The following is a 23,950-nucleotide window of genomic DNA, read 5'->3' on the forward strand; positions in this document are numbered from 1 at the left end:
TCGGCGGCATGAAAAAACGCGGCGCCCATGAGGCGCCGCGTTTTTTTGCATCAGCAGCGGCGTTTTACCCCAGCCGCGCCAGCGCCTGGCGCGCCAGCTGCAATTGCTGCACATAGTAACGGTGCAGCATGGCCGGGTCGCTCAAGTCGCGCCCCAGTATCAGGCGCAGCTCGCTGGCAGGACAGTCGGCGGCCAGGGTCTGCACCTGGGCGCCCAGCTGGCGGGCCAGCCGGCGCGCCGCCTGCTCCTGCGCAGGCCGGTATTCGACACGCGTGCGCGCCACCTGGTAGCTGCTTTCATTGGCCAGGCGCACCACCTGCACGGCATTGCCGGCCAGGCTGCGCGCCAGCGCGGCGGCCAGGCCAGGCACGCCGTTGCCATTCACAATTTCCAGGCGCGGCGGCGTACTGGCCGCAGGCGCCGATTGCACCAAAACGCTAACCGGCCCGTTGCGCGCCGCCGGCACGCGCCGCAGCCGGGCCATGCCATCGCCCTGCGTGATTTCCACGCGCGCCATGGCGGGCGCATCCGGCACTGCCTCGACGGGCTGGGGCGGCGCCTCGGGCGGCGCGGCGCGCAGCAAGGCCAGGTCGCGCCGCAAGTCGTGCTCCTGCAGGCTGGCCGCCTGGCGCCGCATGACGGCGGCCCGTTCATGCTGCCCCAGCCGTTCCAGCACTTGCGCCAGGTGCAGCCAGGCCAAGGCATTGAGCGGGTCGAGCAGACACGCCTGTTCCAGCGCCGTCAACGCTTGCGCGTCGCGCCCGCTCAGATAATAAGCACGGCCAAGATTGCTGAACAGATAGGCCTGCTGCGGCCGCGCCATGCCCGCCTCCTGCGTCAGCGCCTGCCACTGGGCAATGGCGGCGTCGTGTTCTCCCCGCTGCGCATGCAGCACGGCCAGGCCGTTGCGCGCGTTCACGTGGCGCGGCGCATGGCGCAGGGCGTGTTCATAGGCCGCCTGCGCAGCGGCCAGGTCGCCCGCGTCAAAATACCGGCGCCCCGCCACGTAGGCGGCATCGGCGTCGGGCAACAGCGGCAGCGGCGCGTGGGCCGGCGGTGCGGTACAGGCGGCCAGGCCAAGGCAGGCACAGGCGGTGGCCAGGCGGGAGAGCGTCAAGCGCATGGTGACTCCTTTCAGCGGCTGGCCATGGCCGGCACGAGCACGCGATAGACTTCGATCACGGCCGGCCCCATGAGCACCAGCATCAGGGTGGGAAAGACGCAAAAAATCAGGGGGAACAGCAGTTTCAGGGCGATCTTCGCTGCCGCCTCTTCGGCCAGCAGGCTGCGCTTGCTGCGCAGGTTTTCCGAATGCACGCGCAGCGAATCGCCCATGCTCGTGCCGAAGCGTTCCGACTGGATCAGCATGGCGACGAGGGTGTCGACATCTTCCACGCCGCTGCGCAGGGCCAGGTTGCGCAGCGCCTTTTCCTTGGAAAAGCCGGTGCGCATTTCCATCAGCACCAGCTGCAATTCCTGCGCCAGCACCACGCTCTTGATGTGGATCTCGCCCGACACCTTCACCAGCGCGCGCTCCAGGCTCAGGCCCGCTTCCACGCACACGGTCAGCAGGTCGAGCGCGTCGGGGATGTTTTCAAAGATGTCGCGCTGGCGCCGCTTGGCCGTGCTGGCCAGCACCAGGTTCGGCAGGTAATAGCCGACGGTGGCGCTGACGCACAGCAGCAACAGCAGCACGCTGCGCAGCTGCGCCGCCATGGCGCTGGCCGCGTACAACCCCAGCACGGTGGGAAACAGCAGAGCCAGCACGGTTTTCGCCGCAAAGTACAGGGCCGGCGCGCTGGCTTGGCGCCAGCCCGCATTCATGAAGCGCGTGCGCAGCGGCGAGCGCTCCCAGCCCTCTTCCGGCAGCGACAGCTTGCTGAACGGCTGCGCCACGCGCGCCACGCGCTCCACCCAGCCCGTGTCGGCCACCGCATCGCTGGCCACCGGCGCCGTGGCGCCGAACAGGCGCTGGCGCAAGGTGCCGGGAAAGAAGATCAGCCACGCCAGCAGGGCCAGCGCCACCACCACGGCAAAGACGATCAGCAGGAACAGCAGTTGCGGGCCAGTCATGGCATTTCTCCCTTGGATCGACTGACAAAACATGCAGGGCCAGGCGTGTCGCCGAAGGCAGTACGAAAGTACGACGAGGCGGCGCAACAACGCCATGGAGGTTTTTCAGACGATTCCCTAAATACGGATGCGGATGACCTTGCGCATCCAGACGACACCCAGTGCCACCATGCCGGCCGCGTACCACAGCAGTTTGATGCCGCTGGGGTCCGTCCACAGCAGGCGGATGTATTGCGGATTGACCAGCGCCATGACGCCGATCATCACCACCGGCATCAGTCCCAGCACCCAGGCCGACATGCGCCCCTCGGCCGACAGCACGCGCACCTGCCCCAGCAGTTTCAAGCGGGCGCGGATGATGCGCGCGATGCTGACCAGCACTTCGGCCAGGTTGCCCCCCGATTCGCGCTGCACCAGCACGGCGATGACGAGATAGCGCAAGTCCGTCAGCGGAATGCGCGCGGCCAGGTTTTGCAGCGCTTCGTTCATCGGCACGCCGTAATTGATCTCTTCGTGCGCCATCTTGAATTCGCCGCTGATCGGCTCATTGAGTTCATCGCCCACCATTTGCAGCACGTTGGAAAACGAGTGGCCGGCGCGCAGCGCGCGGGCCAGGAAATCGGCCGCTTCCGGCAGTTGCGCCTCGATTTTTTTCAGCCGCGCGGCGCGCGCGCGCAGCACGCACAGGCACGGTCCGCTCGCGGCCGTGGACAACAGCAGCAAGGCGCCGGGCAAGGGCATGGACCACGCCGCCAGCAGCAGCAAGGCCGCCAGCAGCAAGGCGCCGGTGCCGCCCAGGAATTGCGCCACCGACCAGGACAAGCCCGATTGCAGCAGCAGGTGATCGAGCTTTGCCGCCTGCGGCGCGCGCCGCAGCAAGCGCTCCAGGCCGGGCGAGCGCGCATAGCGGCGCTGCTTGAGGATGGAAACCCGCTCGCCGCCCGCCTCGCCGCGCGCCGCCATCAGCCGCAAGCGCCGGTTGATGCGCCGCGCCGCGCTGCCGTGCGTGCCCGCCCACCACAGCCAGGCACCCTCCACCATCAGGATGCAGGCAGCGAACAGCAGCACGGCAAAGCCGTAGAACACCAGGTCCATGATGCGCTCCTTACACAGCAAATAGAACCGTCGCGGGCGGGCGTGACGCGTGGCCGCCAAGCGCGCCGCACGGCCGGTTTTTCATTCGTAGATGCGGTCGGGATCGAACACGCTGTCCGGCACGGGCGCGCCGAACATGCGCAGGCGCTCCGTGAAGCGGGGCCGCACGCCGGTGGCGCAAAAGTGGCCCTGCACCTTGCCCCCCGCATCGACGCCCGTCTGCTCGAAGCGGAAGATTTCATGCATGGCGATGATGTCGCCTTCCATGCCCGTTACTTCCTGCAGGCTGACCAGCTTGCGCGCGCCATCCGTCAGGCGCGACACCTGCATCACCACCGTCACGGCCGAACAGATCTGCTGGCGCGTGGCGCGCGGCGTCAGGTTCACGCTGGCCATGCCGACCATGTTTTCCAGCCGCGCCAGCGCGTCGCGCGCCGTGTTCGAGTGGATGGTCGCCAGCGACCCTTCATGGCCCGTGTTCATCGCCTGCAGCATGTCGAGCGCCTCGGCGCCGCGCACCTCGCCCAGGATGATGCGGTCGGGCCGCATGCGCAGCGCGTTGCGCACCAGCGCGCGCTGGCTCACTTCGCCCTTGCCCTCGATATTCGGCGGGCGCGTTTCCAGGCGCACCACGTGCGGCTGGCGCAGCGCCAGTTCGGCCGCATCTTCGATGGTGACGATGCGCTCGCTGCCGGGAATGAAGCCGGACAACACGTTGAGCAGGGTCGTCTTGCCGCTGCCCGTGCCGCCCGAGATCAGGATGTTGACCTTGGCCTGGCCCAGCGCCTGCAGCACCTGCACCATGGGCGGCGTCAGGCTTTTGTAGTCGAGCAGGTTGGCGATGCTCAAGGGCTGCACGGCAAAGCGCCGGATCGACAGGATCGGGCCGTCGACGGCCAGCGGCGGAATGATGGCGTTCACGCGCGAGCCGTCCGGCAGGCGCGCGTCGACCATCGGGCTCGATTCGTCGACGCGCCGTCCCACGCGCGAAACGATCTTTTCGATGATCTTCATCAGGTGCGCATTGTCGTGGAAAGTCACGTCCGTCAGCTGCAGCCGCCCGCCCCGCTCCACATATACCTTGTCGCAGGTATTGACGAGGATATCGGACACGCTGGCGTCGGCCAGCAAGGGTTCCAACGGGCCAAAGCCCAGCATCTCGTGCTGGATGTCGAGCACCAGGCTATGCCGCTCGTGCTGGTTCAGCACGATGCGCTCTTCCTCGATCACGCGCTGCACCAGCAGCGCCAGCTCGTGCTTGAACTGCTCCGCCGTCAGGCGCTTCAAGCGCTCCAGGTCGATACGGTCGAGTATCGTCTGGTGCATGGTCTTTTTCAGTTCCTGGTAGGCGTGCAGCGCCAGCGCGCCTTGTCCATTGCTGGCGGGGCGCACCGTTTCATTTGCCGCCAGGCGTTCGCGTAAAGTCATCTCGGCTCCCATGATGGCCCCCGGCGGGAGCCTTGTCGTACTCCACCTGCCGCCCCGTCACGCCTCGCTGCGGCTGAACAGGCGGTCGAACAGGCCGCGGCTTTCCGTCACGCGGCGCGCCGTCACCAGTTCCACCAGTTCGGCCAGGCTGCGCGCCACGGCGCTGGTGCGCGACAGCTGCAGCAGCGGGATGCCCTGGTTGACGGAATCCGTGGCGGCCGTGTAGTCGTTGGGCACCGTGTGCACCACTTCCGCGCCCAGCGCCTGCTCCAGGTCCGCCAGGCGCAGCCGCCCGCCCTTTTCATAGCGGTTGACGATCAGGCGCAGGCGCTCGCCCGGATAGCCGAGCGAACGGAAGATGTCGAGCAGGCGGCGCCCGTCGCGGATGTCGGGCAAGGCCAGCTGCAGCACCGGGTAGATGGCGTCGGCGTTGTCGAGCGCGCGCAGCGACAGCGCATCGATCTGGCGCCCCACGTCGAGCACGATGTAGTCGTAGTGCTGGCGCGCCACGGCCAGGATGCGGTCCATGTGCTCTGGCTGCATGTCGACCTTGTGCGCGGGGTCGTCGGCGGCCGCCAGCACGCCGAAATTCGGCGTGATGTGCACCAGGCACGAGGCGAGGAAGGCGCCATCCATGCGCGCGATCTGGGCGCAGATATCGGACAGGGTCATGGCCGGCTTCTGGTCCGAGACATACAGGGTGGCGTCGCCGAACTGGCCGTGCAGGTCGATCAGCAGCACCTTGCAGCCGGCCAGGCTGGCCAGCGCATACGAAAAATTCGTCGACAAAAAGGTGGCGCCGCTGCCGCCCTTGCACGAGATGAAGGCAAGCACTTTGCCGTCGCGCATCTGCGTCACGCCGGCCTGGATGTCGACCCGGTCCATCGCTTCATGGAAGGCCTTGTGCACCAGCGGCAGCTGCAGCACTTCGCGCATGCCGGCGCGCATGGCGCGGATCAGCACATCCTGCTGCTGGCCGCGCGTGAGCAGCATCAGCACGGCCAGCGGATACTGGCGCGCCAGCCGCTCGAACAGGTCGGCTTCCTCCGCATCGATGCCGCTGGCGTCGACGATCACCAGCTCGGGCAACTCGGGCAGCATGCGCTCGACGGCGTCGCGCAGGCCGCTGCGCCGCTCCAGCAGGCGCAGCACGGGCATGCGGGCCGCGCCCTGCGCCGCGATTTCATCGTGCAGGCTGGCGTCGCGGGTAATCATCAAGGCTTTCATCGCCGCTCCTTCAATCTATGCAATACATTCGGCTGCGCCAGCGGATCGGCGCTCATGGACAAAAACCGGAATTGTCCGGATAGCCCAGCGACTCGGCCACCGCCATGGTGGCCCCGTTGGGCAAACGCACTGCCCCTGCGCCGGAGGGAAACATCACCCCCAGCAGGGGCAGGATGGGGCGGTACGGCACGCTCTCGCAGCGCGCGCCTTCGCTGGGCACGCACAGGCGCGCGCGCACGAAGCGGATACAGCTGGCGCCATGCGGATCGTCCAGGCAATTGATGCGGTTGCGTTGCGGGCAGCCCGGCATCGCCGTCACGGGCACGGCCGCCAGCACGGCGCCGCCGGCCTGCGACAGATAATCGATGCGCACATACGCATCGCTGATGCCGCCGCCCAGCGGCAGCGCGCCCGGCGCCGTGCGCAGCACCGCCTGCGTGCGCACGGCCTGCATGGCGCCGGCATTGCTGAAATCGGTGACGGCGGCGGCGCGCGCGGCGCGCCGGGTGATCTCGTGCACCAGGTTCCACATGTACACGGCGCGCGCCACTTCCAGCATGGCAAACAGGAAGAGGAAGAACAGCAGCGCCAGCATGGCGAACTCGACAGCGAAAACGCCGCCCTGGCGCTGCCGGCGGGGGCGCAGGTTAATTGACATAGCGCAATGTTGCGTTGGCACGCAACGGAATCGGTTCCAGCTGCGGCAGCCACTTGCGCGTCAGCTCGGGCAGGAAATCCACGGGCATGTCCACGGTCACCTTGATGCGCACCTGCAGCGGTGCCGTCGGATAGCTGCCGCAGCTGAAGGATTCGTCCAGATACACGCAATCCACGCTGACCCGGGCGGCCTCCATTTGCGGCCAGCTTTCCGCCATCGCATCGACCACCATCTGCCGGGAAAACACGGCGCCCTCGGTGGCCGTGGCGATGCTGCCCATCTGCGGCAGCGGCATGGTCGCCATGTAGCGCGCCGCGTCATGCGCGCTTTTTTGCAGGGCCGTGTACACCAGCAGCGCGCGGCCGAACAGCAGCACGAAGGGCAGCAGTCCCATGAAAAACAGCAGGACCAGCGCCAGTTCGATGGCGGCGACACCGCCCTGGCGGCGCGGCGGCTTCATCGCAGCAGCTCCGCCGGGCCGGCCAGCGATCCCTCGCTGGCCAGGCCCGCGAATTCGGCGCTCAGCACGCCATTGCTGGCGGGTGCCGTCATGAAGAAACGGCCGATGCCGCGCACCCGGGCCAGCACGTCGCTGCCGGCAGGCAAGGGGCAGGCCAGCAGCGCAATGTGCAGCAGGCGCCGCTGCGCCACGCCCGTGTTGCCGGTGGGCGCCGTCTGATAGGCCAGCGTCAGGTAGGGCGACTTGTCGGTGGGATAGCTGGACTTGGCGGCCGGGGCGGCCGGCGCAGCGGGATACAGCCTGGGCCAGTCGCTGGTGGCAAACGGCAGGTAGCCGCCGGCCGGCCTCGGGTTGCTGTACCTGACCGCCCGGGAAAACGACCACAGCGGCCCATAACTGCCGACGCCGGGCGGTGTCGCGTTCGCTTCCGGATCGGCCACGGACAGCAGCGGGTTGCCGGTGCTCAGCGCGCTGGGCGCATCGGGCGCATTCGTCATCCACCAGTTCGCCGCCGTATTCGGATACGCGCGGATGTTCGTGTCGGGCGGCGCCGTGACGGGATGGCAGCCGCTGCCCCCATGCTGGTTGAAGCGCGCATTGAAGGCGGGCCACAGCGCGGCGGGAAAGGGCCGGTGCACATGCACCCGGGCGCTGCCGATATGCGGGTACTGCACCGTGCCGCTGCAGACAAACGGCAGCACGCTCGACTCGCCGACCTGCAGCGGCGAGCCCAGCATGCCGGGCCGGCCCAGCGGATTGAGCACGAAATGCTCGGCTGCCGGGCCGTGCGGATTGAGCTTCAGCAGGTTATAGGCCACGCCGCGGCGAAAGCCATATTCCAGCAGCTCGGCGGCCGGCAGCAGCGCCGCATTCGTGCGCGGGCTGGCCGCACTGGCCGACAGCGCGCAGATGGCCAGCGGCGTCAGGTACAAGCTGGTCCGTCCCGCCACGGCGCGCGCGCCCGTGTCCAGGGTGCGCAGCGCCGGCGACCAGGCGCCCAGGAACGCCGTCGCCACCCGCCCCAGCGCCGGATCGTTGGCCTGCGTATCGACGCGCACGAACAGCGCCGTGGCAGGATCGGGCACGGCGCCCGCCGCATGCCAGTCGCTGGCGGGCGCGTCGGGCGCACTGGCGAAGCGGATGCTGGCATCCGACAGGATGGCGCCCTCCATGCGGCGCCGCCATACGCTGCGGTCGGCCGCACTGCTCTTGGCTTTCATCACGGCCGCCGCCAGGCCGTCGGACGTGCCCACCAGCTCCGCGGCGGCCGCCAGCGCCGCGTTGTCGGCCAGGTTCTGCAGCTCCGTCTTGCGGCCGATGACCTGCCCCACGTCCAGCGCCAGGCCGATAAAGCCCAGCACCACGATGAGCAGGATGGAAAAGGCGATCAGCATCGCTCCCCGCTGGCGCCGGCGTCTATTTGCCATTGCCGCCTCCCAGCATGAATTGCACGGGCTGGGGCGCCTGGCCGTTCGGTTCGGCAAACGAGGCGCGGTAGCGCTGCATGACGGCGTGCGCGCTGGGGCCGTCGAGGCCGTCGGCCGGGGTGCGGTTGGCGGCGCCGGCCGGATCGCGCACCTGCTGCGCCATGGCCACGCGCACGGCATCGCCGAAGCGCCGGTCCAGCTGCGGCGTGCTGCTGCCGCCGTGCGCGCAGGCGGCCAGCTGCAGCGCCAGCATCGGCGCCGCCAGGCGCCGCAGCCATATCAGGAGCGAATTCGGCATGGCGTATCTCCCCGTTTCATTTCAGCTCGAAACCGTTGGCCGCACGCGGCGGCGGCACGGACGGCGGCGTCGGCCTGCCTTCCATCTTGCCGCCCAACATCAACTCCGTGCGCGACGGGGACGCCAGCTGCGCCGTCGGCAGCACGGCGTCGGCCGGCAAGGGTTTCACCAGGTGTGCGGTAATGACGAACAGCAATTCCGTGCGGTCATGCTGGAAATCCGTGCTGCGAAACAGCGCGCCGAGGATGGGCACTTCGCTGAGCCAGGGCAGGCCCGTGATGTTGCTCACCTGGTTGTTCTTGATCAAGCCGCCGATGGCGTAGCTCTGGCCGTCGTACAGCTGCACCGTGGTCGAGGCGCGCCGCGTGGTGATCACGGGCAATATCGAGCGGGCGCTGACGCCGGCGGCGGAAATGCCCACCCCCTCGCGCGACAGTTCCGACACTTCCGGCGCCACCTTCAGGTTGATGCGCCCGCCCGACAGCACGGTGGGCGTGAAGCGCAGGCCGACGCCGTACTCGCGCTCTTCCAGGGTGATCTTGTTGTTGTCCTGGCCGACGGGAATGAAAATCTTGCCGCCGGCCAGAAAGCTGCCCTCCTGTCCGCTGATCGCCATCACCGTCGGCTCGGCCAGGATACGCACCAGGCCATCCTGTTTCTGCGCCTCGATGGTCAGCTGCTGGCCATTCGACTTGCGCACGTCGAGCAAGCCGTTGGCCGTGCCGCTGAGGAAATTCGACAGCAAGGTGGTGGCCCAGCTGCCGGACGCGAAGCGCAGGGTGGCGCCCACTTCCAGGCGCTCCAGCAGCGACTTCGACACCTCGGCGATCTGCACGGCCAGCATCACTTGCTGCGGCGCGCCGACATCGAGCATATTGATGATGCGGCTGTTCGCGCTGTTTGCGCCGCCAGCGGGTGCCGCGGCCGCCGCCGGCGCGGCAGCACCGTCGGCGGGCTTGGGCAGCGCCAGCGGCGGCGTTGCACGGCGCACATAGGCGTGCGCCAGCTCGACGGCGCGCAGCACGGCGCCCGCATCCTGCACCGTGCCCGACAGCACCAGGGTATCGGCCACGGCCGTCACGCGGATGGCTTTTTCTTCCGGCATCAGGGCCGCCAGGGTCGCCTGCAAGCCGGCCGGGTCCATGCTGACGCTGACGTTCACCACGCTGCACGTGCCGCCGCGTCCCTGGATGATCATGTTCGTGCTGCCCACGTCGACACCCACCACATACAGGGTGTCGGGCGCCACCAGCATGGCTTGCAGCACGGCCGGATTGCCCACGCTGCGCGCCCGCACCGCTTCGGGCAGGCGCAGCATGCTCGACTTGCCCACCTGCAGCTGCAAGTTGCCGGGCGAGGCCGCTTCGCCGCCGCAGCGCGGGCCAGGATCGGCGACCGCGCCGGCAAGCGGCAACAGCAGGCAGCACAGTGTCAGCAGGGCGCGGTTCATGAGCGTGTCCATGGTTGGTCGAGGCAGCTAAAAACATTCGCGCGACTGGCGCGTTCCGTCGATGACGCCGCTGCACTGGCGCGGCGCTTCCAGCGGCGCCTTCGCCACGCGCACGGGGCGGGGCGCCGCGGCAGGCACGGGCGCCGCGGGAGCAGGCGCGGGCTCGGCGTCGTGCGGTCCACCCAGCAGGGTCAGCTTGGTGGCGCCCGCCGTCACGCCCGGCTGCGGGTCGACCTGGTTGCGCAGCACCAGCGACAGGCTGCCCACGCTGCGCGCCAGGTCCAGGTTTTCCGCCTGTTCCGGCGTCACTTCCAGGGTCACGGCATTGACCACGCGGGGCTTGGTTTCGTCGCGTCCCACTTCCTGCGCCACGGCCAGCACCAGGATGCGTTCGAGGACGATCTTGGAAATGTTGCGACTTTGGGGAAACGCGCGGTCGCCCGCATCCTGCTGGGTGCTCACGATGATGTCGACATAGTTGCCCGGCAAGGCGAAGCCGGCCACGCCGATCACATCGTTGACGCGCACGGTGATGGCGCGCCGCCCTTCCGTGATCAGGGCCGACAGGCCGCCCAGGGTGCCGGCGGGTGCCAGCTTGGATTCGCTCAGCGGTTCGCCGCGCAGCACGCTGGTTTTCAGCACCCGTCCCGCCAGCTTGGCCGGATCTTGCAGCGCGCCCTGCGGCAGGCTTTCCGCCGGCCATTCGGCCAGGCGCAGCATCTCGGGCGTCAGGCGCTGGCCCAGGTTGACGTCGCTGGCGGCCACGACGATCTTGCCCTTGCCGGCCGGCGTCTGGCGCAGCAGCCAGTGCGAGGCCAGCAGCACGGCCAGCAGGCCCAGCACGACTGCCAGGCCCATCATCAGCAGGGCGCGCCGGTTCTTCATGCGATACGCTCGCTGAGGCTGGCGGCCGGCATGTCGCAGCTGGCAAACAGGCTGCCCCAGGCCTGCTCCAGGGCGGCCACCGTCAGGCGCGCTTCGCTGCCGGCAAAGCCGGCAAAGTCGCCTATGCGCGCCAGCAATTCCTGCGGATGGCTGGCCAGCAGGGGCCGCCCCTGCGCGCCGTGCAGCTGCAGCAGATGGTTCAGGGCCAGCTCATCGATGGCCATGCCGGCCAGGCGGCACTGCTGGCGGAACAGGGCGCGGTACGCGCTCTCGGCCAGCGGCCCCACCTGCACCTTGTAGCCGATGCGGCGCAGCAAGGCAGGATCGAACAGCTCGCCCGGCGATACATTCGTGACCAGCACGAGGGCGTTGTCGAAAGGCACGCTGACCTGTACGCCGCCGGGCAGGCCCAGCTGGTCGCTGCCGCGCGCCAGCGGCTGCATCAGCCGCGTCAGCAAGTCTTGCGCGCCCAGGCGCTGGCGCCCCAGGTCGTCGATGATCAGCATGCCGTTATTCGCCCGCACATGGGGCGGCGCCTGGTAGCAGCCGCCGCTGGCGTCATGGCGCAGTTCCAGCATGCCGGCGTCGAGCTCGGCGCCCACATGGATCACGGGACGCTGGCACAGCACCCAGCGGATGTCCGTGCTGCGCCGCTCCAGCGCCTGGCGCGCATGGCTGACGTGCTGCGGCGCGGGCGGCAGGTGCTGCGCCGGATCGTACAATTGGATGATGTCGTGGCCGACCACGATGGCGTACGGCACGGCAACCAATCCGTGCAGCAATTGTCCCAGTTGCAGCGCCAGGGTCGACTTGCCGCTGCCGGGCGGACCGTACAGCAGCAGCGAACGCCCCGAATGCAGGGCCGCGCCCACCACGTCGAGCATGCCCGGCCCCGCATGGGCGCTGCCCAGCACGGCGGCCAGGTCGTCGCTGCCCACGCGCTGTTCCTGTACCAGCCACGACTGGCGCGCCACCATGGCGCGGTACGCTTCCAGGGTGACGGGGGCGGCGCCGATATACGCGCAGCGTTCGAGGAAGGCGCCGGCGCGCTGCTTGCCCGCGCTCGTCAGCTGGTACTGCACGTCGATCTCGGATTCGCCGCGCCAGGCCACTTCGGCCATCTGCTCGGCCACCATGAAATCGAGCACTTCACGCAGGACATTGATCGACAAACGCAAGCGCGTCGTCAGTGCGGACAGGTGCGTCTTGCCCCCCACAAACATCAGCTTGGCGATCAGTTCGACCACCAGTGGCCGCTCCAGCCCCGTTTCACGCAAGCTCTTCGGTTGCGGCGGCAAGGGCGGCATCAGGTTCGCGTCGGCGGGGCGCGGCGCGCTCTCGGTGCTCAGGGAATAATCGACCTCCGTCATGCTGCGTCTCCAAGCCGGTTAAGACTGCATTGAACAGAATTCATTCTAGCGAGCGGGGACGGGCGCCCATTGATCAAGAGCAATGAATACCAATCAGAAATAATGCCGCCCTTGCACCGCCAGGCAGCCCAGGGCAATGGCCAGTCCGTACGGCATGTTGCCCACGCTGGCCTGGCTGCCCAGTGGGGCGGGCGCCAGGGGAATGCCCGCCATGCGCGCGATCATCGGCCACAGCAGCTGGCGCAGATTGTCCAGGCAGGCGCGCCACTTGCCCTGCCAGGTGATCATCAGCACGGCCATCAGGCCGCCCAGCACGAAGGTGGCAAAACAGATCAGCAGCACGGGCCACGGTCCCGCAAACGCGCCCGCCATGGCGATCAGCTTGACGTCGCCGGCGGCCATGCCGCGCAGCACGTAGAGCGGCAGGAACAGAAAGAAGCCCGTCGCCATGCCGCCCAGCCACACCGGCAGCACGTTATGCGGCCACAGCCACAAATGCAGGACGAGGGCGGCGAGGATGCCGGACAACACCAAACCATTTGGAATCTTGCGGCGGATCAAATCACTGACGGCGGCCCCCGTCACAAAGCACAACAACAGCAGGTCGCACAAGGCATACGCTGGCATGGCACACCTCCCGAAAAAAAACCCGCCGCTGGCCGGCCAGCGGCGGGCACCCGCTTAGGGCGTCAACACCAGGTTCGACGAAATGTCGGTGAGGACGGCCAGCAAGTTGGTCTTGATCAGCAAGAAACCGGCCGTGATGGCGGTAGCCATCAACGCCGCAATCAAGCCGTATTCGATTGCCGTAATGCCATCCTCATCCTTGACAAACTGCTGTACTGCCGACAGGAAGGTATGCATGACAAGCTCCCAAAAGTGAATCACAAGTCCCTGGCGCAATCGGGTGTGAAACATTGCCCATTCCTGCTAATATGTTTCCTGCCGTAAATTTCTGCGCCATTACATTGACTATAAAGCGCCCACGTTTTGGCAAATTGACGCGCCACAAGTTTCCACATGGAAATTATCAAACCTTGTTGAAATGACGGCTGGCGCAAACAAATGTTGCGATCAGGATTGAAAGTCTTCGCCAGGGCAAGTTTTTTGCAACGCGGTGCCTGAATCTCATGTATTTACATGAAATATTGCATACGTTAATTGCCTATTAGGCAAAAAGACATTATCCTGCTTAGCTCTTCTTTGGAAAGGCCTCTCGCCCGGCGGTAAAGAGCGTCATGCCACCAAATAAATCTTGGCTTCTTGTAGACGGACGCGAACATGCTCTTGCTTGATGCAATGCTGCTATGACGACACTTGTGTGACTACTTTCCAGAGAACGACAATGGATTCCCTACTGAAACACATGGTGGACATGACCGGGCACCGCGACCATACGATGCTCGACATCTCCGTGATCTCGGCGGTCCAGGAGCTCGCTGCCGCGTCGCAGACCCGTGTGCTGGCCCTGACCACCGTGCGGGGCCAGGTGTTCGTGCGGTCGCGGGCCATCATCGTGGCGGGCAGCGTGGCCCGCATGGAAGAGCATACCGATCCTACCCTGCCGGGCGAACCGCTGTCGGACTACCCGGCGCTGGCCGCCTGCATCGCGCGCCATGAGGCGAGCGCCGACACCCTGTGCGCCGACGGCCGCCACCTGCTGTGGCTGCCCATCTGGATCGGCGACCAGGTCACCACCTGCCTGGAAATCACCAACCCCACGCCATACACGGGCGCCACCATCCAGGTGATCGGCGGCATCGTCAGCGTGTACCGCAATTTCCAGAACCTGCTCGACTACAGCGAACGCGATTCGCTCACCGGCTTATTGAACCGCAAGACCTTCGACGACCAGCTGGCGAAAATCCTGCAAAGCCGCGGCGAACCGGAAGCGGACAAGCCGCGCCCCGTCGATGAAGAGCGGCGCCACCATACGGACACGGAACGGCAATGGCTGGCCGTGATCGACGTCGATCATTTCAAACTGGTCAACGACAAGTTCGGCCACCTGTATGGCGATGAAGTGCTGATCCTGATCGCCAACCAGCTGCAATCGTCGTTCCGCTCGCAAGACCGCATCTTCCGCTTCGGCGGCGAGGAATTCGTCGTGCTGCTGCGCTCGATCACGCTGGAAAATGCGCAGAAAATCATCGACCGCTTCCGCACCAATGTCGAAGCGCACGACTTCCCGCAAGTGGGCAGGGTGACTGTCAGCGTGGGCTTCGTCAGCATCAACGCCTACGAAGCGCCCGTGATCATCCTGGGCCGCGCCGACCAGGCGCTGTACTACGCGAAAAGCCATGGCCGCAACCTGGCCTGCCACTACGACGAGCTGGTGGCCAAGGGCTTGCTGACGACCATCACCTCGAACGATACGGCGGAGTTCTTCTAAGCATCCGCGAGGGAGAGAAAACGCATGGGATCGACCTGCCACTTGGCCGCCGACTCATGGCCGACGATCTTGTCGGCGCCGCCGAAGCCGAAGCCGCGCGACAGGTCGACTGTTTCCGGCTTGATGTAGGTCTTGCTCTTCGTACTGAAAAACACATTCACTTTCGGCGCCAGCAGGTTGCTCTCGTGCGCCTCGATGACAACGGCCAGGCGGCCCGATTCCAGCATCACCATGGTGCCTACCGGATAGATACCCACGCAGCGCATGAAATCCTGCGCAAACACGGGATTGAAGTGGAATTTGCTCCACTCATAGATCTTGCGCAAGGCTTCGGCCGCGGGAATGCCCTTGTGATAGCTGCGGTCCGACGTCAGCGCGTCGTACACATCGACGATGGCGGCCATCTGCGCCAGTTCGCCGATGGCGTCGCCGGCCAGCTGGTCCGGGTAGCCGCTGCCGTCGCGCCGTTCGTGGTGGTGCAGGGCGATGTCGAGCGGAATGGCGCCCACCTCGGGCGAGCGGCGCAGGATGTCGTAGCCATCGCGCGGATGGCACTTGATCAGGGCAAATTCTTCCGGCGTCAAAGGGCCGGGCTTGTTCAGCACGCTATCGGGCACCAGCGCCTTGCCCGTGTCGTGCAGCAAGCCGCCCAGGCCCGCCTGGTGCGTAGTGGCCGCATCGATGCCCCGCGAGCGGCAAAACGCCACCAGCAGCGCGCACACGCTGACGGAATGCAAAAAGGTGTAATCATCCTTGCTCTTGATGCGCAACAAGCCGACGAGGGCGCCGGGATTGCGCAGGATCGATTCGGTGATATCTTGCACCGTGTGCTGCACGCGGTCGATCTCGACAGCCTTGCCCAGGCGCACGTCGGCCATCACCGAGCGCACCAGGCTCGACGCCTGGCGCCGCACCTGCGTGGCGCGCGCCAGCTCCATGCCCAGCGACACGCGCGCGACCACTGGCGGCGCCGTGACGATCTGCACCAGTTCGCGCTCGGTGGCGGCCTGCGCCTGCGCCACGGTGGGCGCGTCCTGCACGTCGAGACCCCTGCCGCTGTCGATCACCACGTCATGGATGCCGGCCTGCACGATCTTGCGGATTTCATCGTCGCTGCGCAACAGGAAACGGTTGCGTACGAACGGATGCGTCATCCAGTCGCAACTGAGGTCATGGATGTACATGCCCACTTTTAATTGAGACGAATCAACTTTCTTGAGCATGCTGTCATCCCACAAATACCCGGCTGGAGCACCGAAGGCGCTAGAATGAGTATAACAAAATTGTTATTCTGCTGGCCGCGTTCGGCACTGCGGCGCAACACCCTGTTTTTTCCGCTCACCGCGCTGTTGCCGGCCCTTGCCGGGCAATGGCGCACGCACCGCTTCCGGGATCCATGGAACTACGCCAATTACGCTACTTTGTTGCCATCGTCGACCACGGCTCGCTGTCGCGCGCGGCCCTGGTCCTGCACGTGGCGCAGCCGGCCCTGACGCAGCAGCTGCGCCAGCTGGAAGAGGAACTGGGCGTGCAGCTGCTGCACCGCTCGGCCCAGGGCGTGCTCAGCACCGATGCGGGCAAGGTGTTTTACGAACACGCGCAAGCGATCCTGAAACAGGTGGCCGACGCCCGCTCGGCCGTCACGCAAAGCGCTACGCGGCCGTCCGGCAATGTCACCCTGGGCTTGCCGCACAGCATCTCCGGCGCCCTGGCCCTGCCCCTGCTGCTGGCCGCACGCGAACGCTATCCCGAAATCATCCTGCAGCTGACGGAAGAAATCACGGGCAACCTGAACGAACAATTGAAATCGGGCCGCATCAACCTGGCCGTGCTGTTCGACGATGGCCAGCTCGCGCCCTTTGCCTGCAGCCCCCTGGTGGAAGAGGAGATGCGCTTTATCTGCCGCAGCGATTCGCCGTTCGCGCCCCTGGGTGCCGCACTGTCGTTCCCGCAGGCATTGAGCGCCACCCTGATCCTGCCGGGCCTGCAGCACGGCGTGCGCCCGCGCATCGACAGCCGCGCCCGCGAACTGGGCCTGGAGACGGCGAACGTGATCGAGATCAACTCGATCGCCATCCTGAAATCGGCCATCCTGGCCGGCATGGGCGCCACCATCCTGCCGGCCGCCCCCCTGCTGGCGGAACTGGACAGCGGCGCCATGCGCAGCTATGCCATCCACAGCCCCGTGCTGTCGCGCACGGTAGCCCTGTGCGCCTCGAAAAACATTCCCCTGACGAACGCGGGCAACGCCGTGAAAAACCTCGTGCTGCAAGTGGCCGCCGAGCTGTGCGGCAGCGGGCGCTGGGTGGGGGCGCATGTGCTCTCGCCTATAACATAAGTATTTCTTATACCCCCATCGGCAAAGCGTATTTGCCCACGCTCCTGACTCGTTCTACACTGACCACATTAACTATTTTAAATTTAAAATAGTTATGTGCCGCCCACACGCGGCCGTCCCGTCTGCACAGCGCGCGCCTTACCGGGCACGCCCCTTGTACAGCCGTCATCTGAAACACCCTTTTGGAGACAGCCATGTCCGTGACCACGGAAAACGGCTCCGCAGCGTTCGCTAGAAACGCCGGTGCCGCGCCATCTACACCGCTTGAACCTTCCCGTTTGACCACCGTCAGCCTCGACGACAAATACACCGCCACTTCCGGCACCATCTTCCTGTCCGGCATCCAGGCCCTCGTGCGCCTGCCCATGATACAGCGTTTGCGCGACCAGGCAGCCGGACTGAACACGGCCGGCTTCATTTCCGGCTACCGCGGTTCGCCCCTGGGCGGCCTCGATGAAAACCTGTGGAAAGCCAAGAAACAGCTGGAAGCGCACCACGTGCAGTTCGTGCCCGGCGTCAACGAAGACTTGGCCGCCACGGCCGTCTGGGGTTCGCAGCAGGTGGACCTGATCGGCCCGGCCAAGTACGACGGCGTGTTCGCCATGTGGTACGGCAAGGGCCCGGGCGTGGACCGCTGCGGCGATGTCTTCAAGCACATGAACCATGCGGGCACGGCCAAGCTGGGCGGCGTGCTGCTGGTGGCCGGCGACGACCATGGCGCGTATTCATCGACCCTGCCGCACCAGTCCGACCATCTGTTTTCCGCCTCGATGATCCCCGTCCTGTATCCGTGCAATGTGCAGGAATACCTGGACTTGGGCATCCACGGCTGGGCCATGTCGCGTTTTTCCGGCTGCACGGTGGCCTTCAAGGCGCTGGCCGACACGGTCGAATCGTCGGCCTCCATCGATGCCGACCCGTTCCGCGTGGAAGTCAGGATTCCGCAGGACTTCGTCATGCCCGAAGGCGGCCTGAACGCGCGCCTGTCGAGCATCCCGCTGGGCCAGCAGGCGCGCAACCAGGAAGCGCTGATGCAGGACTACAAGATCTATGCGGCCCTGGCCTACGCGCGCGAAAACAAGCTCAACCACACGACCATCGACAGCCCGAATGCCAAGCTGGGCATCATCGCCTCCGGCAAGTCCTACCTCGATGTGCTGGAAGCGCTGGAAGAACTGGGCATCGACGAGCAGATGGCGGCCGACGTGGGCATGCGCCTGTTCAAGGTGGCCATGCCGTGGCCGCTGGAACCGGACAGCGTGCGCGAATTCGCGCAAGGCCTCGATGAAATCCTGGTCGTGGAAGAAAAACGCCAGATCGTCGAATACCAGCTCAAGGAACAGCTGTACAACTGGCGCGACGACGTGCGCCCCCGCGTGATCGGCAAGTTCGACGAAAAAGGCGAATGGGTGGCGCCGCGCGGCGAATGGCTGCTCACGTCGAAGGCGGATTTTTCCGTCTCGCAAGTGGCGCGGGTCATCGCCAGCCGCATCGCGCGCCTGATTTCCGATCCCCTCACCTGCGACCTGATCAAGGCGCGATTGAGCTTCCTCGACGCCAAGGATGCGGTCCTGAAAAAGGCCGTGAACACGCCGTTCCGCCCCGCGTTCTACTGCTCCGGCTGTCCGCACAACACGTCGACCAAGGTGCCGGACGGCAGCCTGGCCCTGGCCGGCATCGGCTGCCACGTGATGGCCACCTCGATCTACCCGGAAATGAACAAGCTGACCACGCACATGGGCGGCGAAGGCGCGCCGTGGATCGGCCAAGCGGCGTTCTCGGAACTGCCGCACGTATTCCAGAACCTGGGCGACGGCACGTATTTCCACTCGGGCTACCTGGCCATCCGCGCCGCGCAGGCCGCCAAGGTCAACATCACCTACAAGATCCTCTACAACGACGCCGTCGCCATGACGGGCGGCCAGCCCGTGGACGGATTGATTACCGTGCCGATGATGGCGCAGCAGGTGGCGGCCGAAGGCATCGCCCGCATCGCGCTGGTGACGGAAGATTTATCGCGCTACAGCGACCGCTCGAACCTGCCCGCCCACCTGACCTTGCACGACCGCAAGGACATGGATGCCGTGCAGCGCGAATTGCGCGAGGTACCGGGCGTGTCCGTGCTGATCTACGACCAGACCTGTGCGGCCGAGAAACGCCGGCGCAGGAAAAAAGGCGAGTATCCGGATTTGCCTAAGCGCATGGTCATCAACGACGCCGTCTGCGAAGGCTGCGGCGACTGCGGCGTGCAGTCGAACTGCGTATCGATCTTGCCGAAGGAAACGGAATTTGGCCGCAAGCGCACCATCGACCAATCCTCGTGCAACAAGGATTATTCGTGCGCCAAGGGCTTTTGCCCCAGCTTCGTCACCGTCGAGGGCGGCAACCTGAAGAAAACCAAGACGGGCGCCAGCAAGACGGGCGAGACGGACAACTTCGGTCCGTTGCCGGAACCGGTCCTGCCCGGCTGCGACGCGCCGTACAACATCCTCATCAACGGCATCGGCGGCACGGGCGTCATCACCGTGGGCGCGCTGATGGGCATGGCGGCCCACCTGGAAGGCAAGGGCGCGTCCGTGCTGGACATGACGGGCATGTCGCAAAAGAACGGTTCCGTCACCTCGCACGTGAAAATCGCCCGCTCCCCCGCGCACATCCGCGCCCAGCGCATTGCCACGGGCGAAGCGGACCTGATCCTGGGCTGCGACATGCTGACGGCCGGCGCGCAGGATGCCGTATCGAAAATGCGTCCAGGCCGCAGCCTGGCCGTCGTCAACCTGCACGAACAGCCGCCAGGCACGTTCGCGCAAAATGCCGACTGGCAATATCCAACGGCGGAAGTGCGCCAGCTGATCGAGGAATCCGTGGGCGGCGCGGACGCGGCCGACTTCATCGACGCGACAAAACTGGCCACGGCGCTGATGGGCGACTCGATTGCCGCCAACCTGTTCATGCTCGGCTACGCGTGGCAAAAAGGCCGCATCCCGTTGACGGAAGCGGCCCTGCTGCGCGCCATCGAACTCAATGGCGTGGGCATCGAGTCGAACAAGAAAAGCTTCCTGTGGGGCCGCCGCGCCGCCGTCGACGTGCGCCGTGTCACGCAGATCGCCACGCCGTCGCAAGCCATCGTCGTGCAGATGCCGCAAAGCCTCGATAGCGTCATCAAGAAGCGCGTGGAGTTCCTCACCGCGTATCAAAATGCCGCGTATGCGGATGGTTACTTGACCCTGGTCAAGCAGGTGCGCGACCGCGAAAATACCCTGGGACTGGGCCAGAAGCTGTCGACGGCCGTGGCGAAGAACTACTTCAAGTTGCTGGCCTACAAGGACGAATACGAAGTGGCGCGTTTGTACACGGATGGGCGTTTCGTGGAACAGTTGCAGCAGCAGTTCGAAGGCAATTTTTCCGTGAAATTCAACCTGGCGCCGCCGCTGTTCGCCAAGAAGGATGCGAAAGGCCACCTCGTGAAAGCGGAGTTCGGTTCCTGGATGTGGCGCGCCTTCAAGCTGCTGGCGAAAGCCAAGGGGCTCAGGGGCGGCACCTTCGACGTCTTCGGCTATACGGCCGAGCGCAAGATGGAGCGCGCGCTGATCGTCGAATACCGCGAATTGCTGGCGGGAATGCTGGTCAATCTGACGGCAGACAATCTCGGCACCTGCGTGGAACTGGCAGCGCTGCCCGAGAAGATCCGCGGCTTCGGCCACGTCAAGGAAGCGGCCGTCGCCACGTATCGCCAGGACAAGGCGAGATTGCTGGCCAAGCTGGCGGACGGCAGCAAGCACGCGGCGTAAGCCAGCGCAGCTTGAAATGAAAACGCAGAGCCTTGGCTCTGCGTTTTTTTATGCGTCCGGGCAGCGCCCCACCGTCGCTCCCGGCAACAGCACCGGTTGCCAGATTTCCTGCAGGCGTTCCGGTGGCGTGCCGGCCAGCAAGGATTGCAGCATCTCGACCATCTTCGCGCCCGCGCGGCGCAGGTCGGGCTGGTCGATGGTGGTGACGTTGATGCCGATCAAGGTGTCTTCCACATTGCCCCAGACGATGACAGAGATTTCCTTGCCGATTTCAATGCCCGCATCCATCAGCGCGCGCACCACGCCCACGCCGGACAGATGGTTGTCGACGATGACGGCCGTGGGACGGGGCGAGCAAGCCAGCAATTGCTGCATGGCCTGGTAGCCGCTGCGGCGATCGAAGGTATTGTCGAGCAGATAGCGGGGGTCCAGCTGCAAGCCCGCCTGGGCCATGCAGCGGATAAAGCTTTCCTTGCGCTCGAAGGCAAAGTGCAGATCCAGCGGTGCGCTCAGCAGCGCGATGCGCTGGTGGCCATGGGCCGCCAGGAACGATACGGCCAGGTCGATGCCCGTGTCATTGTCGTAGTCAAAATACGCATACGGCGCGTCGATGCGCGTGCGGCCATTCGCGACAAAGGGAAACTCCACCTTCGTCAGGTAGGCGATACGCTCATCAACCACCTTGGTGCGGCCCACCACCAGGCCATCGACCTGGCGCCCGCGCACCATGGTTTCATACGAGGGCTGTTCGTTCTGCGGCGACACGGGAGCGATGATCAAACTCATCTTCGACGCTTCGACGGCATCGGACATGCCATTCACGACGGAAAGAAAGACGCTGTCGCCCAGGTCGCTGGGCAGCAGGGGATAAATCATGCCCAGCACATTGGTGCGGCCGACGGCCAGGCTGCGCGCCAGCGGGTTGGGCCGGTAGCCGACTTTCTTGGCGGCGGCCAGGACGATTTCACGGGTGCGGGAATTGACTTCCGGATAGCCGTTCAACGCCCTGCTGACTGTCGTTTTCGACATGCCGAGGGCAATTGCGAGGCTCTTGAGATTCATGTTAACTACCTGTCTGTATGGCAAAAGAAACCAACTCTGACCGTCAATTATAGCCCAGAGCGCCATACAGGCCGCGCATTCGCGTGCGCCACAATGGTAAAAAAACAACAACACATTGACTATTTAAAAAGCAATGTTTTTAATGCGGCCATTGTGCTGCCTCCGCAGCATGGCATCGTCCATGGCAGACAGACAAGGACAGGCAAGCGAAGCGTGTACTCACTTTGACAATGGCGGCGCCAGGCTCGGCATGCCAGTTCGGCAACATGGGGCGCGCACGATAAGATTATCAAGAAAGCATAATTAACTGGAACTGTGCGAGAATTTGTCCTACTCTTGATTCAGGTAAAGATTACTGACTGGCATGTTGCGCCAGACACAACACATCAACCCGGGCCTCTCCCGTTACGCGCGCGCTGGGCATACTTTCAAAGGTGAACAATGTGGTCTCGCTAACGTCCGTCAACAATCTGCAAGCCTCGCTGGCCACGGCGCAACGCCGGGTCGAGCAAGGCCAGAACCAGGTACGGCGCGACAGCGAACAACTGGCGCAAAGCCGCCAGCTGCTGGCGCGGGAACAGGAATCGCTGAGCCAGACGCAGCGCAGCAGCCAGCAAGCCCAGGCCGATGCCCCCGCCGCCGTCAAGGCGCCACAGCTGGACCAGGCGATCAAGGTGGCCGTGCCGCAACAAGCCATCCCCGCCGCACCGAAAAGCACGCCCCAGCTGAACAGCTATGGCCAGACCGTGGGACGCCTGATCGACGTGACGGCGTAGCGCAAGCTTACTTCGCCATTTCCTCTTCCAGCATCGCCAGCCACCACTTCTCCCCCTTCTTCGGCTGCGTCAGGTCGACCGTCTCGCCCATCTGCGGCGTGGCCAGGTTGACGCCCCGCTTCGCCGCCAGCCCCGCGATGCGGTCGAACGGTTCATGCCACGCGTGCAAGCCCAGGTCGAAGGTGCCGTTATGCACGGGCATCAGCCACTTGCCGCGCAAGTCCAGGTGGGCTTGCAGGGTTTCTTCCGGCTGCATGTGCACGTCGGGCCACAGCTTGTCGTAGGCGCCCGTCTCGATCATGGTCACGTCGAACGGGCCGTACTTGTCGCCGATCTGCTTGAAGCCGCCGAAATAACCGGAGTCGCCGCTGAAAAACACGCGCACGTCCGGCGCATCGATGACCCACGATGCCCACAGGGTCTGATTGCCGTCAAACAAGCCGCGTCCCGAGAAATGCTGCGAGGGCGTGGCCACCAGTTTCACACCGGCAATCGTCGTGCCCTGCCACCAGTCGAATTGCTGCACCTTGTCCTTGGGCACGCCCCATTCAACCAGGGTATCGCCCACGCCCAGCGGCGTCACGAAGTGCTCCGTCTTGGCGGCCAGCTGCAGCACGGCGGCATGGTCGAGGTGGTCGTAATGGTCGTGCGACAGGATGACGGCCTTGATCGGTGGCAAGTCAGCGATGCTGATGGGCGGCTGGTGGAAACGCTTCGGCCCTGCCCACTGCACGGGCGAGGCGCGCTCGGAAAACACGGGGTCCGTCAGAAAGAATGCGTTATTGAGTTTCAACAGCAGGGTCGAATGGCCGAGGCGGAACAGGCTGTTGTCGGGCGCGGCCAGCAGCTGCGCCCGGGTCAGCGCCTGCACGGGCACGGCTGCGGCCGGCACCGTGCTGTCCGGCTTGTCGAAGAAGAATGTCCACATCAGCTTGAGCGTTGCTGCCGTGCCCAGCTTGTGCATGTGCACGGGATTGCGGAACTTGCCTTCGTGGCGTTGCGGCGATTCAGCTAGCGCCGCAGGCTCGGCGCGCAAGGTGCAAGAACTCATGATGATCAGGACTCCCAGGAAGAAGAGACGACGTGCGACTCGGTGCAAGTGCATATGCGGCCCGGCAAAGAATTAACAAGGATTAAATTACACTACACAGTGTAGTTCCTATTTCTGGCAAAGTAAACCAAGAGGTGTAAAATATTGTTTTCAAAGGAGATTTCCCGCC

At 65.4% G+C, this 23,950-nt stretch carries 21 protein-coding genes; 4 read left to right on the forward strand and 17 right to left on the reverse strand.

Annotated features, from left to right (window positions below; translation table 11 throughout):
* Window positions 1-64: 64 nt before the first annotated feature.
* The 14 genes from GCN74_RS04350 to GCN74_RS04410 form a co-directional block, all read right to left on the reverse strand.
* Complete coding sequence (locus GCN74_RS04350; protein WP_152255487.1) at window positions 65-1,123, reverse strand: tetratricopeptide repeat protein; 1,059 nt, start codon at window positions 1,121-1,123, stop codon at window positions 65-67.
* 11 nt (window positions 1,124-1,134) lie between these two features.
* Window positions 1,135-2,073, reverse strand: a complete 939-nt coding sequence (locus tag GCN74_RS04355; RefSeq protein ID WP_152255488.1) for a type II secretion system F family protein — start codon at window positions 2,071-2,073, stop codon at window positions 1,135-1,137.
* A 117-nt stretch (window positions 2,074-2,190) separates the two neighbouring features.
* Window positions 2,191-3,168, reverse strand: a complete 978-nt coding sequence (locus GCN74_RS04360) for a type II secretion system F family protein (RefSeq protein ID WP_152255489.1) — start codon at window positions 3,166-3,168, stop codon at window positions 2,191-2,193.
* A gap of 81 nt (window positions 3,169-3,249) precedes the next feature.
* Window positions 3,250-4,596, reverse strand: coding sequence for a CpaF family protein (locus GCN74_RS04365; RefSeq protein WP_152255490.1), 1,347 nt, complete (start codon window positions 4,594-4,596; stop codon window positions 3,250-3,252).
* Window positions 4,597-4,653: 57 nt separating this feature from the next.
* A complete protein-coding gene (locus tag GCN74_RS04370; RefSeq protein WP_152255491.1) occupies window positions 4,654-5,823 on the reverse strand; it encodes an AAA family ATPase in 1,170 nt (389 codons plus the stop codon).
* Between the two features lie 52 nt (window positions 5,824-5,875).
* Window positions 5,876-6,481, reverse strand: a complete 606-nt coding sequence (locus tag GCN74_RS04375) for a TadE/TadG family type IV pilus assembly protein (protein WP_152255492.1) — start codon at window positions 6,479-6,481, stop codon at window positions 5,876-5,878.
* Window positions 6,471-6,941, reverse strand: coding sequence for a TadE/TadG family type IV pilus assembly protein (locus tag GCN74_RS04380; protein ID WP_152255493.1), 471 nt, complete (start codon window positions 6,939-6,941; stop codon window positions 6,471-6,473). Before GCN74_RS04380 ends, GCN74_RS04375 begins: the two co-directional genes overlap by 11 nt.
* Window positions 6,938-8,368, reverse strand: a complete 1,431-nt coding sequence (locus tag GCN74_RS04385; RefSeq protein ID WP_193316959.1) for a pilus assembly protein TadG-related protein — start codon at window positions 8,366-8,368, stop codon at window positions 6,938-6,940. Before GCN74_RS04385 ends, GCN74_RS04380 begins: the two co-directional genes overlap by 4 nt.
* On the reverse strand, window positions 8,358-8,666 hold the full coding sequence (locus GCN74_RS28655) for a hypothetical protein (RefSeq protein ID WP_193316960.1): 309 nt from the start codon (window positions 8,664-8,666) through the stop codon (window positions 8,358-8,360). Before GCN74_RS28655 ends, GCN74_RS04385 begins: the two co-directional genes overlap by 11 nt.
* A gap of 16 nt (window positions 8,667-8,682) precedes the next feature.
* Window positions 8,683-10,116: a type II and III secretion system protein family protein gene (locus GCN74_RS04390; protein WP_152255495.1), complete on the reverse strand. Its 1,434-nt coding sequence runs from the start codon at window positions 10,114-10,116 to the stop codon at window positions 8,683-8,685.
* Between the two features lie 27 nt (window positions 10,117-10,143).
* On the reverse strand, window positions 10,144-11,001 hold the full coding sequence (cpaB, locus tag GCN74_RS04395; protein ID WP_152255496.1) for a Flp pilus assembly protein CpaB: 858 nt from the start codon (window positions 10,999-11,001) through the stop codon (window positions 10,144-10,146).
* Window positions 10,998-12,371, reverse strand: a complete 1,374-nt coding sequence (locus GCN74_RS04400; RefSeq protein WP_152255497.1) for an ATP-binding protein — start codon at window positions 12,369-12,371, stop codon at window positions 10,998-11,000. The genes cpaB and GCN74_RS04400 overlap by 4 nt, the downstream gene beginning before the upstream one ends.
* A gap of 93 nt (window positions 12,372-12,464) precedes the next feature.
* Entirely contained in the window at window positions 12,465-12,998 is a 534-nt protein-coding gene (locus GCN74_RS04405) for a prepilin peptidase (RefSeq protein WP_152255498.1), read from the reverse strand.
* Between the two features lie 54 nt (window positions 12,999-13,052).
* Window positions 13,053-13,235: a Flp family type IVb pilin gene (locus GCN74_RS04410; RefSeq protein ID WP_034752975.1), complete on the reverse strand. Its 183-nt coding sequence runs from the start codon at window positions 13,233-13,235 to the stop codon at window positions 13,053-13,055.
* A gap of 481 nt (window positions 13,236-13,716) precedes the next feature.
* Here GCN74_RS04410 and GCN74_RS04415 point away from each other — a divergent pair, with 481 nt between their 5' ends.
* A complete protein-coding gene (locus GCN74_RS04415) occupies window positions 13,717-14,763 on the forward strand; it encodes a GGDEF domain-containing protein (RefSeq protein ID WP_152255499.1) in 1,047 nt (348 codons plus the stop codon).
* Here the strand turns inward: GCN74_RS04415 and GCN74_RS04420 are convergent.
* On the reverse strand, window positions 14,760-15,986 hold the full coding sequence (locus GCN74_RS04420) for an HD-GYP domain-containing protein (RefSeq protein ID WP_152255500.1): 1,227 nt from the start codon (window positions 15,984-15,986) through the stop codon (window positions 14,760-14,762). The genes GCN74_RS04415 and GCN74_RS04420 overlap by 4 nt on opposite strands.
* Before the next feature lie 173 nt (window positions 15,987-16,159).
* On the opposite strand from GCN74_RS04420, the gene GCN74_RS04425 reads away from it, so the two are divergent.
* Window positions 16,160-17,101: a LysR substrate-binding domain-containing protein gene (locus GCN74_RS04425; protein ID WP_152255501.1), complete on the forward strand. Its 942-nt coding sequence runs from the start codon at window positions 16,160-16,162 to the stop codon at window positions 17,099-17,101.
* A 194-nt stretch (window positions 17,102-17,295) separates the two neighbouring features.
* Window positions 17,296-20,892, forward strand: coding sequence for an indolepyruvate ferredoxin oxidoreductase family protein (locus GCN74_RS04430; protein WP_152255502.1), 3,597 nt, complete (start codon window positions 17,296-17,298; stop codon window positions 20,890-20,892).
* Window positions 20,893-20,940: 48 nt separating this feature from the next.
* On the opposite strand, the gene GCN74_RS04435 is transcribed toward GCN74_RS04430, so the two are convergent.
* Window positions 20,941-21,954 (reverse strand): substrate-binding domain-containing protein, encoded by a 1,014-nt coding sequence (locus GCN74_RS04435; RefSeq protein ID WP_152255503.1) that lies wholly within the window; start codon window positions 21,952-21,954, stop codon window positions 20,941-20,943.
* Between the two features lie 443 nt (window positions 21,955-22,397).
* Between GCN74_RS04435 and GCN74_RS04440 the strand changes: the two genes are divergently transcribed.
* Complete coding sequence (locus tag GCN74_RS04440) at window positions 22,398-22,730, forward strand: hypothetical protein (protein ID WP_152255504.1); 333 nt, start codon at window positions 22,398-22,400, stop codon at window positions 22,728-22,730.
* Between the two features lie 7 nt (window positions 22,731-22,737).
* On the opposite strand, the gene GCN74_RS04445 is transcribed toward GCN74_RS04440, so the two are convergent.
* On the reverse strand, window positions 22,738-23,781 hold the full coding sequence (locus GCN74_RS04445) for an MBL fold metallo-hydrolase (protein WP_152255505.1): 1,044 nt from the start codon (window positions 23,779-23,781) through the stop codon (window positions 22,738-22,740).
* Window positions 23,782-23,950 lie beyond the last annotated feature (169 nt).

The organism is Janthinobacterium sp. FT14W, from assembly GCF_009208755.1.
GTDB classification, from domain to species: Bacteria; Pseudomonadota; Gammaproteobacteria; order Burkholderiales; family Burkholderiaceae_D; genus Janthinobacterium; species Janthinobacterium violaceinigrum.